This is a genomic window from Cohnella xylanilytica (assembly GCF_014212175.1).
Taxonomy (GTDB): domain Bacteria; phylum Bacillota; class Bacilli; order Paenibacillales; family Paenibacillaceae; genus Cohnella; species Cohnella xylanilytica.
In genome coordinates this window covers 44,789-56,690 of sequence record NZ_JACJVR010000119.1, presented here as the reverse complement: position 1 = coordinate 56,690, position 11,902 = coordinate 44,789, and the positions used below count along the sequence as shown (strand labels likewise).

General features: G+C 63.7%; 13 protein-coding genes. 3 read left to right on the top strand and 10 right to left on the bottom strand.

All coding sequences use genetic code 11. The features are described from left to right. Positions 1–129: 129 nt before the first annotated feature. From H7B90_RS28145 to H7B90_RS28135, 3 genes are read right to left on the bottom strand one after another with little or no spacing between them, the layout of a single operon-like run. On the bottom strand, positions 130–594 hold the full coding sequence (locus H7B90_RS28145) for a DUF420 domain-containing protein (RefSeq protein ID WP_185139227.1): 465 nt from the start codon (positions 592–594) through the stop codon (positions 130–132). 34 nt (positions 595–628) lie between these two features. Further along, the gene (locus H7B90_RS28140; RefSeq protein ID WP_185139226.1) at positions 629–1,273 is read right to left on the bottom strand and encodes a DUF2306 domain-containing protein; all 645 of its coding nucleotides are present in this window, start codon (positions 1,271–1,273) and stop codon (positions 629–631) included. 52 nt (positions 1,274–1,325) lie between these two features. After that, on the bottom strand, positions 1,326–2,375 hold the full coding sequence (locus tag H7B90_RS28135; RefSeq protein WP_185139225.1) for a DJ-1/PfpI family protein: 1,050 nt from the start codon (positions 2,373–2,375) through the stop codon (positions 1,326–1,328). Between the two features lie 210 nt (positions 2,376–2,585). Here H7B90_RS28135 and H7B90_RS28130 point away from each other — a divergent pair, with 210 nt between their 5' ends. Both H7B90_RS28130 and H7B90_RS28125 read left to right on the top strand, forming a co-directional pair. Further along, a complete protein-coding gene (locus H7B90_RS28130; RefSeq protein ID WP_185139224.1) occupies positions 2,586–3,272 on the top strand; it encodes a response regulator transcription factor in 687 nt (228 codons plus the stop codon). Position 3,273: 1 nt separating this feature from the next. Further along, positions 3,274–4,335: a sensor histidine kinase gene (locus H7B90_RS28125; RefSeq protein ID WP_185139223.1), complete on the top strand. Its 1,062-nt coding sequence runs from the start codon at positions 3,274–3,276 to the stop codon at positions 4,333–4,335. A gap of 36 nt (positions 4,336–4,371) precedes the next feature. On the opposite strand, the gene H7B90_RS28120 is transcribed toward H7B90_RS28125, so the two are convergent. Then, positions 4,372–5,028 carry an SDR family NAD(P)-dependent oxidoreductase gene (locus tag H7B90_RS28120; protein ID WP_185139222.1) on the bottom strand — a complete coding sequence of 219 codons (657 nt, stop codon included), beginning with the start codon at positions 5,026–5,028 and terminating at the stop codon, positions 4,372–4,374. 199 nt (positions 5,029–5,227) lie between these two features. Between H7B90_RS28120 and H7B90_RS28115 the strand changes: the two genes are divergently transcribed. Next, positions 5,228–5,449, top strand: coding sequence for a hypothetical protein (locus tag H7B90_RS28115; protein ID WP_185139221.1), 222 nt, complete (start codon positions 5,228–5,230; stop codon positions 5,447–5,449). A gap of 33 nt (positions 5,450–5,482) precedes the next feature. Here H7B90_RS28115 and H7B90_RS28110 read toward each other — a convergent pair whose 3' ends face one another. The 6 genes from H7B90_RS28110 to H7B90_RS28085 all read right to left on the bottom strand — a co-directional run bounded on the left by H7B90_RS28110 (position 5,483) and on the right by H7B90_RS28085 (position 11,900). Next, positions 5,483–6,634, bottom strand: coding sequence for an MFS transporter (locus H7B90_RS28110; RefSeq protein WP_185139220.1), 1,152 nt, complete (start codon positions 6,632–6,634; stop codon positions 5,483–5,485). A 43-nt stretch (positions 6,635–6,677) separates the two neighbouring features. After that, on the bottom strand, positions 6,678–7,229 hold the full coding sequence (locus H7B90_RS28105) for a PadR family transcriptional regulator (protein WP_185139219.1): 552 nt from the start codon (positions 7,227–7,229) through the stop codon (positions 6,678–6,680). Between the two features lie 205 nt (positions 7,230–7,434). Next, positions 7,435–9,090, bottom strand: coding sequence for an AraC family transcriptional regulator (locus H7B90_RS28100; RefSeq protein WP_185139218.1), 1,656 nt, complete (start codon positions 9,088–9,090; stop codon positions 7,435–7,437). A 112-nt stretch (positions 9,091–9,202) separates the two neighbouring features. Further along, positions 9,203–9,796 (bottom strand): nitroreductase family protein, encoded by a 594-nt coding sequence (locus H7B90_RS28095; RefSeq protein WP_185139217.1) that lies wholly within the window; start codon positions 9,794–9,796, stop codon positions 9,203–9,205. A 32-nt stretch (positions 9,797–9,828) separates the two neighbouring features. Then, positions 9,829–10,893: a FecCD family ABC transporter permease gene (locus H7B90_RS28090; protein ID WP_185139216.1), complete on the bottom strand. Its 1,065-nt coding sequence runs from the start codon at positions 10,891–10,893 to the stop codon at positions 9,829–9,831. Then, on the bottom strand, positions 10,890–11,900 hold the full coding sequence (locus tag H7B90_RS28085; protein WP_185139215.1) for a FecCD family ABC transporter permease: 1,011 nt from the start codon (positions 11,898–11,900) through the stop codon (positions 10,890–10,892). Before H7B90_RS28085 ends, H7B90_RS28090 begins: the two co-directional genes overlap by 4 nt. Positions 11,901–11,902 lie beyond the last annotated feature (2 nt).

Sequence of the window (11,902 nt, the reverse complement as noted above, 5' to 3'; positions counted from 1 at the left end):
TGCGTGCCTCTGGGCACGCCGTAGAAAAAACAACCCCGGACCTAAGCTCTCGCTTATCCGGGGTTCTTCCGCTCTGCCTTGCCTATTCGAAGGTTCTCCTGCTGCCGCTTCCGCCGTCCCCGCCATCCCTCACCAGCCGAAAATGACATCGAACACCGGCTTCGTATGGCCGCCCGGGTACAGCGCGTACAACAAGACGTAGACCGCCACGCCCGTAACCGCGGTAATGAGCCAGAGGACCGAGGTTACGCGCCCCCATACCCGATGCCTGGCATAACGTTCCCGGAAGCCGAGAACAAGCGTCGTGAGGCCGAACGCCCCCGCGACCGTCGCCAGGACGATATGGAAGAGAAGAAATCCCATATAATACGGCTTGAGGCTGTCGGGACCGCCCCATTCCGTGTTGCCGACGAACAGAGTGCGCGACACGTACACGATAAAGAACAAAGCCGCGAATACCGCTCCGGCCAACATCGCCTTCTTGTGCGCTTCCAGCCTCCGCTTGACGGCCAGTCTCCATCCGATCGCCACGAATACGGCGCTTATAACGATAAAGCAAGTGCTGATCGTCGGAACGATCGTATATGCCGACACGGTTTTCCCCGCCTTTTTCCTAATCTCGATCGAATTATGCTTGAACGGCCTCGCTTCCCGGACCGATCAGGCGGATGACGACGTTCGGAATCGCCAGCAGCAGCGCGATGGAGCCGTACACTCCGATCGTGTAGCCGGACGCGTAGTCGAGTCCGAACCCGTCGTGCATAAGCGAAGTCAGGAGATGAATCGTCATGTTCGTGAAGCAGAAGGCGTAGCTCCGGATCATCCAGTTCCGGTGACGGACGATTCTCTTCCTCTTGATCTGGACGAGCGCCATGACGGTGACGAACAGCCAGATCAAATTCAGCGCGTTGAACCCCATGCTCGCGATTTTGCCTCCGGTGGCATAGGGCGCCATGTAGCCGGAAGTCAGCACGACGATAAGAACGGACAGAAGATAGACGTAGCCGTTCGCCCGATGGAACTTGCGGCTCTTCGCGAAGATCCGGTTGGAGAAGTTGATTAGCCCGGCCGCCATGGCGACGCAGGCGAAGGCGACGTGAACGTACATCACGTTCAGCCAGACCGGGAGGTTGAGCTCGCGCTTCAGATCGGTTTTATGGCTGAGGAAGCTCTCGGCTCCGGGTTCGATCAGGTAATTTTTCGCCAAGGCGTAAACGATAAATGCAAGGCTGACGCAGGCCAACAGCCCGAACCACAAGGTACGCTTCTTCATGGGACTCCCCTTTTTCGCATAATCCAGTCGCACAGATGCCGCCGTCCGCAATTCAGGACACTCTATGGCCCGTTAATTTGGATGCCGGCAGAATGCCGGCTTTGGCGATGCCGATCATCCGGTCTCCGTCGACGGCGACCTCGAACTTCAGGTTCAGGCGCATCGGCTTCGAGACCCGCATCGTCCATAGGAGGTTGCCGCCGGCCAGAACGGGGTTCTGCAGCTCGACCGTCTCCCCTCCTTGCGAGGCCGTGCCCTCGATCTGGCCGTTCCGGGTCGAGATGGAGAACCTGACCTCCAGCTTCCCGACCGGAGTCGCGATCGACGCGTCCCACTCTCCGTCGAAGACGGACGCTTGTCCGCCGGAGCTCGTCGGAACGGACATCGTCGGAACGGCGCTCGCCGCTTCCGCCGAGCCGGCTTCGCGCGCCGGTTCTTCGTCCGCCGGAGGCTTGCCGACGATCGGGGCCATCCCTTGCGCCCGCCACGCCGTCCCCCGCCGCTCGTATTCGAACAACCTCTCGACCTCGTGCGCGATCCGCGGCCCCAACTCGCGTTCCACCAAGTACAAGGCGACGTCGAAGCCCGAAGTGACCCCGCCTCCGCTTACCAGATCGCCGTCATCCACGACGCGCGCCGGGACGGGAATGGCGCCGGTCGCTCCGAACACTCCCATGCCCAGATGATGGGTGACCGCATGCCGGCCTTCCAGCAGCCCGCCCATCGCCAGCAGCAAGGAGCCTCCGCACACCGTGGCGACCACGACGTCCGGGCGTTCCATGGCCTGCCTCATCCGCCCGGTCAATTCCGTGATCATGGCCCGTCCGAGAATCGCCGGGACGGAATCGGGCCCTTGGCCATAGGCGTCGCCGGCGGCGCCGGGCACGAGAAGGATGCCTCCGCGTTCCGGCTCGAGCCGGCCGCTCGCTTCGATGCGCAGCCCGCCCACTCCGCTCGGCACGGATCTCGGTCCTTCGGCGGTGACGAGCTCCACGGTTATGGCATGATCCGAATAGGCCGCGGCCGCGCTGAACACCTCGTAAGGCGCGAGGGCGTCCAGCAGATCGAAGCCGTCGAAAAGCACGATTTGCACGTTCAACATAAGGAAACCTCCTGTCGATTCTGACTGCCGCGCGCTGCCGCGCGACGTTCCGGGGAACGCCGTCCGCGCTTGCTCTCTTATCCTAACAACCGAACATCCCGAACGTAGGGGCCGAAAGGTCACAAAACAATAAACGACCCGTCACGAAACGGATCGTTCCGTTCGCGGAAGCCGATCTCGTGATAAACTGGAGGCAAAGGTGGGATTATCGTGAATGAAGCCAATACGGTGCTCGTCGTGGACGACGATCCGAGCATCGTCGATCTGTTAAGGGACTTCCTGGAGAACGACCGCTTTAACGTGCTTACCGCCCATGACGCCGCCGCCGCGCTGGCCGAATTCCGGCGGCAGCCGGTCCACTGCATCGTTCTCGACGTCATGATGCCCGGCCAGAACGGCTTCGAGCTGTGCCGGCAAATCCGCGCGGAGAGCGACGTGCCGATTCTGTTCTTGAGCGCCCGCGGAGACGACGTGGACAAGATCCGGGGGCTGACGCTCGGCGGCGACGATTACATCGTCAAGACCGCTTCGCCGGGCGAGATCGTCGCCCGGGTGAAGGCGGTGCTCCGGCGGACCGCTTCCCGGACGGAGGCCGCGCACAAGGTGTTGGAGTACGGCCGTCTCAAGCTGGATCTCTCCGCAAGGGAAGTGTTCGTAGAAGGGACAAGCGTCTCGCTGACCCCGAAGGAGTACGAATTGCTTCGATGGTTCGCGGAGCATCCCCGGTACGTGTTCACTTACGAGCAGCTGCTGGACCGGTTCTGGGACGGAATCGGCGACAAGCATACGATCCGCGTCCATCTCGGCCGGCTTCGCGACAAGATCGAGGCCGATCCGGAGCATCCGCGGTACCTGGTCAATGTCTGGGGAGTCGGTTACCGCTTCGAGGGAGGTTAAGATGAGAAAATTACGCATTCGCACGTACGCCCTAATCGGCTTGTACGTCCTGTTCATGCTGCCGTGGCTGTTCCTGATCGCCGCGCGCCTCGCCGAATCCGGATCTCTCGAGTTCGGCGATAACGAGCCTCTGAGCCGGCTTCAGATTCTGGCGGCGGTCGCCGGGCTCCTCGCCGCCTTCTTCCTTATCGGCCTCGGGATGCGCAAGCAGCTACTCACGCCCCTCGAGAAGCTCGGCCTGGCGGCCCGCCGGATCGGCGAGGACGATTGGGACGTCCGGCTGCCCGACACGCGGATCGCGGAGATCGCCGACGTGCGCGACGGCTTCGACGCGATGGTGAACGGGCTTCGGAGCTCCCATCGGAAGCAGGCGGAATTGGAAGAAGAGCGGCGGTTCGTCATCGCCGCCGTCGCCCATGATCTGCGGACGCCGCTGTTCGCGTTGCGGGGCTATCTGGACGGGCTGGAGCAAGGCATCGCCCAATCGCCGGAACAGATGGCGAAGTACGTGGCGGTATGCAAGGAGAAGTCGGCCCAATTGGACCGGCTGGTCGAGGATCTGTTCGCTTTCGCCAAGCTGGAATATTCGGAGACGGAGACGGCCGACAGCCGGGTCGATCTTCGGCTCGTTCTGAGGAAGGCGATCGAGGGGCTCGGCCCGCTGGCCGGGGAGAAGCGGATCTCCGTCATCTCGGCGCTGGCCGAGGAGGAGTGCGCCGTTCGCGGGGACTCCCACCTGCTGGAGCGCGCCGTCGGCAATCTGCTCGATAACGCCGCCAGGCACGCGCCGGCGGGCGGCTCGATCGTCGTTCAATGCCGCAAGCAAGGGGACGAGATCCACTTCGCGATCCGGGATTCGGGGCCCGGCTTCGGTCCGGAGGAGCTGCATCGGGCGTTCGAACCGTTGTATCGGGGAGAAGAATCGAGGAACCGGTCCACGGGCGGGGCCGGGCTGGGGCTGACGATCTCGCGCCGGATCGTCCGGCGACACGGGGGAGAGCTGGCCGCGGGCAACCATCCGGAAGGCGGAGCGCTGCTCTCGGGATGGATTCCCGCGGCTTAGCGTGCCGGGCGAAGCCCGCGCCGGGACGAGCCGGCCTTATTGTTGATAGACGGCTTCCTGCCGGTCCTTCCGGACATACAAGTCCCAGAACACCTCCGCGATCCGATCCGGATCGTAATACGTGCCCTTGCGGACATGGCCCCCGATGAGAACCTGCCCGACGTAGATGCCGTGAGGGGACAACGTCTCCGCCAGCGACAGGGCGAGCGAACGAATCGCCGCCTTGCCTATCGACAAGGACGCGTATTCCGGATTCGGGCGAAGAGAGATCGTGCCTCCCGTGAAAAACAGAGCGCCCGACTTCCGCCCGATCATGGCCGGAACGACCTGCTTCGCGCTCGTCAACGCGCCGACGGCGTTCCCTCTGAGATCCTGGAGAAGCTGCTCCTCGCTTAACTCCAGGGCATTCCCCCGGACGATATTCGCGACATTGTACACGAGTACGTCCGCGTCTCCGTATTGCGCGCGGATGCGTTCGAAGGCTCGGACCAGCGAGTCCGGATCGGCAGCGTCCGCGGTCTCCCCGTACGCTTCGACGTTCCTCCCGCGAAGCTCTTCGAGACCGCCGTTCAGCGTCCGCTCCGTTCTCGCGACGAGAACGATGCGAAATCCTTCGCTGCCGAATTTGCGGGCGACTCCGGCCGCCACTCCCGGTCCCGCTCCTACGATAACTAGCAATGGCTTCTGGCTCATGAGACTGCCTCCTTATATACTTTTCATAACTAACGCATTATCTGTAAGTGAATTATCGAGAAAAGTATATGGCAAGGACAGGAATCCGTCAATCGAACCGCGATTCCCGTACGTGCTTGCGCAAGTTCGCTCCGATCCCTCATTGAGAGGCCCGAGGTTGGAGATAATTGGAACATCAGGACCGACAGGAGGTCTCCGCTTGAGCATCGAGCCAGAAGCGATGTATTACCGGATGAGAATCATGCTCGGCTTAACCGAGGAGCCCGAGTTCATCTTCGACGTCGAGACGGAGAAGGACAAGATGATCGGCTTCATGGATATCTGCCTGGAGAACGGGCATAAAGTGTCGCTCGAGATGAACAAGTACGACGCGGTGCCCGAGTCCGGGATCGAGCCCGGGGCTGGCGCCGATGCCGAGTAGCGTATGAGCCGGATCTTCGAGCAGCGGAACCCGTCAGGCGGCTATCTCCCGCCGCTTCGCCAGCCTCCCCCGAACCAGCGAGACGAAGATCGCAGCGGATACGAGCACGGAGCCCGCGCAGACGAGGAACAGCGTCTCGTAGCCGGTATATTGGGACACCCAGCCGAGAACGATCGAACCGAGCCCGATGCCGAGATCGAACGCCGTCATGAACGAAGCGCTGGCGACCCCTCGGCGATCCGGCGGGGCCAGCCTCAGATTCGCCGCTTGAAGCGCCGGCTGCGCGGATCCGAAGCCGATGCCGTACAGAACCGCGGCGATGACGACGCCGGCCAGATTCGTCGAGAAGCTGAGAACCGCGAGCGACAGCACGGTGATCGCCAAGCCGGGAACGATGACGACGGCCTCGCCGTACCGGTCGGACAGCTTGCCCGCGACCGGCCTGGCCAGCGTCAGCGCGAGAGCGTACACCAGGAAGAAGGTGCCCGAGTTCACCCGGATCGACTCCCCGAACAGCGGCAGGAACGTCGTAATTCCGCCGTAAGCGACGGACAGGAAGAAGAGCGCCGCGGTGAGCGGCAGGACGGATCGCTCGAACAGGACGATTCTCCTCGATGACGATCTCGGGTGCTTCGGAATCCGGGCGGTCATAGCGAGCAGGAACGCGACCGCGGAGAGTCCCGTCGCGATTCCGAACAGGCGAGTGTACTCCCCTCCGTCAAGCGCCCATACTCCGACCGTCGGCCCGATCCCCATGGCGACCGTCATCGCCATGCCGAACCATCCCATGCCCTCGCCGCGCCGCGAAGCCGGGATCATATCCGTAATCGAGGTGCTGACGGCGGTCGTCGACAGAGCCCAGCTGGCGCCGTGCAGCACGCGGAGGGCGAGAAGCAGGGCGAACGCGCTGGCCCAAGGGTAGAGCCCCATCGACAGGACGAACAGCAGAAGTCCCGCGATCATGAACGGCCTTCTTCCATAGCGGTCCAGCAATCCTCCCACGATCGGGCGGAAGACGACCGCCGTCAACGTGAATACCCCCGCCACCAGCCCGACCTGCGACTCCGTTCCTCCCAAGCTCTTGATATACAGAGGCATCGTGGGCAATAGCAGATAGAACCCCGTAAACAGCACCAGCATCGCCACGGTCATCACGATGAAAGGCTTCGTCCACAGTCTCTCCATTGGATCCTCCCTAATCTCCCTCTAATCGATGTTCTATCCCGGCTTAATCCTGCTGCTCTCTCACTCGCTCGATCTCTTCCCGGATCCACTCGGCTTCGACCTCTCCCAGCCTCTTGCGGTGGTCGAACGTGCGCAGCAGCTGAACGCGCTGCTTCTCGGGCTCCGGCCGCTCGGCGAGCAGATACGCCTCGAACCGGGCCACGTGCGCCAGGCTCTGCTCGAGCAGGCGCAAATATTGATCCAGGCAGGCCAGACGCACCTCCTTGGGCACGTATCGAAAGTAGACCATCTTAAACCGAAGCGTATTCTGGGTGTCCGCGTCGTAGACCGGATCGAACGGCTCCGCCATCAATCGCTGGAAGCGTTCCTCTCCCGAAGGGGTGATCTCGTAAATCTTCTTCGTTCGCCCCCCCGCCGTCTCTTCTTCTTCGCGCAGCCGGATCCACCCGCCCTCCACCATGCGAGACAGAAGCGGGTACAGCGTCCCCGAGCTGATCTTCCTCCCCTGCCCGACCGCGTTCTTCAGAACGTCCTGCAGCATGTAGCCGTGCTTCTCGCCCGTCATCAGTTCTCCCAGCACGAACAATTCGTACAAATTCCGAACCTCGATTCCCCGAAGGATATATGTCGTTTCGATACATATTATAGGTCGAATCGATATATATTTTCAACCCTTTTTTTCCATTCAGGAGGGGGACGAAATAGCGTATCCTGAATCCCCTTAGCGTTCGGGCCCATTTCCGGGTATCCTCGACGCGGGAATAAACACGCAGAGACGGAACCCCGCAGGGTTCCGTCTCCTATCGCGTACCGATCCTTATTGCCGCGTCCTCCATCCCTATGTCGCGGGAGCCGGAGGAGGAGCGAAGCAGCTCCTCCATGATCTTGCGCTGCCCGAGCGGCGACCAGCTCATGCCGATCCAGTTCGACGCTTCGACGATGCGGCCGTCGGCGCGGACGTCCCGGCGAGTCTCTCGCCGATCGTCTCGGCCTGCGACTGCCGCCGCGCTTCCCGGCCTCGCCGCCTCCCGATCGCCGTCGGCGCCGGAGTGCGGGTCGTCGTAGCAGTACAAGTAATCCGCGTCGAAGTAGGGGACTTGCCGAAGGTCGTATTCCCGATAGGGAACGTTCAGCGGAACGCTGCTGCCAGGGACCAGTCCCAGCTCGGCGTACAGCAGCGAATTCATCGGATGCAGGCCGGTCCCCTGCACCCTGACGGTCCGGCGGAACAGACGAAGGAAGGCGAAGGACGGCGGGCGGGCGTCGGACGCCTGAAGCGCCCGCCTCGTCCGCTCGATCATCCGGTCGATCTGCCGGAAGTTGATCGAAGCCTCCTTCTCCCTCGACACGAGCTCGGCGATCGTCCGGTGCGTCCTTCTCCAATCGACCGTGAATTCGAGTTCGACGGTAGGCGCGATTCGCTTCAACCGCTCGCGGAACGGACGATGCCGGCTGTCGCAGAGAATGAGATCCGGACGGGCCGCGGCCATCTTCTCCAGCTCGCTCTCGACCGACTGCCGATGCTCCTCTTCGTCTTGATCCACGTGACGCCCGCCGTTCATCGAAGCCGCCGGCTCCACGCCCAGCGAACGAAGGCAGTCCGCGTAGCCGAAGCAGGAGGCCGCCGCGACCCGGAGCTCTCTTCGCTTCACGTAGACCGTCGGAGGAATGCCGACCTCCCGCTTGAACATCCGGCTGAAATAATATTCGTTGCCGAAGCCCGCCGATTCGGACGCTTCCTTGATGGAGCTTCCCTCGCCGAGAAGCTGCTTCGCCCGTTGGATCCGAATGCGGTTCAAATATTCCATCGGAGGCATTCCCTTCGCCTTCTTGAAGCTTCTCGAGTACGAGGTCGGAGTCAAGCCCGCGATCTCGGACAGGGCGCCTAGCTTCACCTTCTGCCGGAAGTGCCCGTGCATGTACGCGATGGTCCGTCCGATCCCGTCGTCGTCCTCCTCCCGCCCCGACAGCTCCTCCTTCAAGTGCTGAAGAAGGGCGTAAAAGCCGACCTGCGCTTCATGCAGCCGTTCGGGATGACGCCGAAGCAGCAGGCGCAGCTCCTCCGCCCGGGCCGAGGCCGACTTGAGCGACCGGAGATTCAAGGCGCCGGCGGGCAGCCGCGAACGATCCGCCTCGACGGGAGAGCAGGTCCAGCTTCCGCGCGGTCTGCCGACGGATAGGCCGGCGAACGAGAGAACGTAGCCGCCGAGCGGTCCAGATCCGGGCTCCGGAAGAAGCTCGGCCTCGGCTTGGGGGCCGAGCGGCAGCACGCGGCCGGGCTTCAGCGACGCGGCCTTGCCGTCCTCCAGGCGAAGGATTCCTTCGCCCGTAGCGACCAAGACGAGCGCGTCGCCGGGAATTCGCAGCCGGATCGGCCGGTCATGCCGGCGGTAGACAAGCTTGCGAACGGAGGTCAGCAGGAACAGCGGATACGAAGGAACGACTCGGGGCTCCATTAACCATTCTCCTTCCCGAATAAGCTAAGTTGGCCGCCACCGCGGCTTCCGATGTCCGAAGAAGCCGGACGGATCGTCCTTCGGGACGCCGCCGGCTTCGGCAGAAGTCTATTTACTCTTCAAGCGAAGGGCGTTCCGGGAACACGGTCAGCAGCTCCTCGGCCGGCGTGCGGGGACGCGCGGGCGGGATGACGGCCGGGTAGCCGACGTGCAGCACCCCGACGATCTTCTCTCCCGGCCCGACGCCCGCCGTCTCGCGGAACTTCGGATCGTAGCCGTAATGGTTCGTCTTCCATACGACGCCGAGCCCCCGCTCCCAGGCCGCCAGCTGGAAGTTCTGAATCAAGCTGCATACGGCCGCGTAATCCTCCTCCCACGCCTTCGGGCGCGGATCCTCCTTCAAGACGACGATGAGGTGGGCCGGCACCGATTCCAGGTACGCCTTCTTGTTCTTGCCGTACTTCTCCCTCTCCTCGGACGAATACGTGCGGATCATCGCCTCGGCGAACGTCCGCCTCGCCTCTCCCTGGAACAGGATGAATCGCCATGGCTCCCGGAACTCGTGATTCGGAGCCCATACGGCCACGTTCAACAGCTCCAGCAGCAGCGACCGGGGCACCTCGTCGTTCTTGAACAGCCGGACCGTCCTGCGCTCCCGGATCAGATCCGCGACCGGCGTGTCGGAGTCGGCTCGCAATCGATTCATTTACCATCTTCCTCCCGAGTCTTAGTCCTGCGCTAGGCGGAATTCCGCTTCGCGAACAGCAGATAGATGAAGAACGGCGCGCCGACGGATGCGGTGAATACGCCTACCGGAACGTCGTACGGAAGGAACAGCGTCCTTCCGGCCAAATCCGCGAGCAGCACGATGAGGGCGCCCAGCAGCGCGGAGACGGGCAGCAGCGGACCGAAGCCCGGGCCGACAAGCTTGCGCGCCATGTGCGGAGCGAGCAGGCCGACGAACCCGATGCCGCCCGCTGCCGAGATGGCGGCCGCGGCCAGAGCGACGCCGATCGCCAGCAGCAGAAGGCGATTCCTCTCGACCGCGCTGCCGGTCCCCGTCGCGACTTCGTCTCCCAGCTGCAGCACGTTGACGTGCCGGGAGAGCAGGCTCGCGAGGGGCAGCAGAACGGCCGCCCACGGCAGAAGGGTCAGCACGTTCTCCCAGTTCGCCGCGTAGATCGATCCGGTCAGCCACGTATAGGCCATGCCGGGGTCGCTTCTCGGATGGAACACGATCAGCATCGTCGTAGCCGCCGATGTCAAGGAGGCCATCCCGACTCCGATGAGGACGAGCCGGACCGGCGACGTCCCCTTCCTCCAGGCCAGCGCGTACAGCGCGGCCGAGGCAAGCGCGGCGCCCGCTATCGCGAAGACGGGAAGCCAACGGATGCCGATCCGTTCCGCCAGGTACGCCAGGAAGAACACCGCCGCCGCCGAAGCTCCGCCCGTAATGCCGATCGTGTCCGGGGAAGCGAGCGGATTGCGGATGACGCCCTGAAGCAGGGCTCCTGCAGCGGCCAGGGCGGCGCCGACCAGCAGGGCGATCAGCACTCTCGGCAGCCGCAGCTTCTGGACGACCAGGACGTAGTCTTCGCTTCCGGCGCCGAATACGGCGAGCAGCGCCTTGCCGGGAGGGATATACATATCGCCCAGCCCGGTGCTGAAGATCGCGCCGGCGAAGCATAGCGCGAGCAGCGAGCCGATCGCGGCGGCCGATCTTCTTCTCCTCCGCCGCGTGGCCTCGCTTCGCTCCGGACGTCCCCGGGTTCCGGCCCGGATTCCGTATCGATTCCGAATCATGCGGAACCCGCCCTCCTTCTGGCCAAATAGAAGAAGAAGGGGACCCCTACCAGAGCGGTCATGACGCCGACCGGCACTTCTTCCGGAATCAGGATGAAGCGGGCGGCCAAGTCGGCCGCCACGAGCAGCAGCGCTCCGAGCACGCCGCTGAACGGGATCAGCCAACGGTGGTCGTGCCCGGAGAGATGGCGGGCGAGGTGGGGAACGACGACGCCGATGAAGCCGATCGGCCCGGCCACGGATATGGCTCCTCCCGCCAGGACGACGACGATGAGACCGGCGATCGTCTTCAGCCATGCCGTTCTCTGCCCCAAGCCCTTCGAGGCGTCTTCTCCCATCAAGAGGACGTTCAGATCCCGCGAGATCAGCCAGGCCCCGATCCAGCAGGCCGCCATGTAAGGCAGGACGGTCCGCAGCATGTCCGTCGACCGTCCTGCGATCGTTCCCGTCAGCCAATACAGCACGCTGTTCAAGCCTTGCTGGTTCAGCACCAGAATCGCCTGGGTGAAGGAGGAGAACAGCGCGGTCAACGCCGAGCCCGCCAGCACGATCTTCATCGGCGTCATCGCCTCCCGGCCGAGCGAGCTGAGCAGGTATACGGCCCCCGCGGCCGCGGCCGCTCCCGCGAAGGCGAGCCATGCCAGAGCCTGCATGGAGGCGACCGAGAACAGCAGCGTCGCCGTCACGACGACGAAGCTCGCGCCGCTGTTGATGCCCAGCACGCCGGGCGAGGCGAGCGGGTTGCGGGTCAGCGTCTGCATCAGCGCGCCGGCGATCGCGAGGCTCGCTCCGATCGAGGCCGCCATGAAGGCCCGCGGCATCCGGGTCGTGCGGACAATCATCTGCTGGACCGCGTTCTCGTCATAGCGGAACGCGGCGTCCCAGGCGACGGACCAGCCGTACCGCGTCGCGCCGAACAGCACGCTGGCGACCATGCCGAGCAGCAGCGCGAGGCAGCAAGCCGCCAGCATCGCCGCTCTCCGGCGATTCGAATCCTTCCGCGTCATTC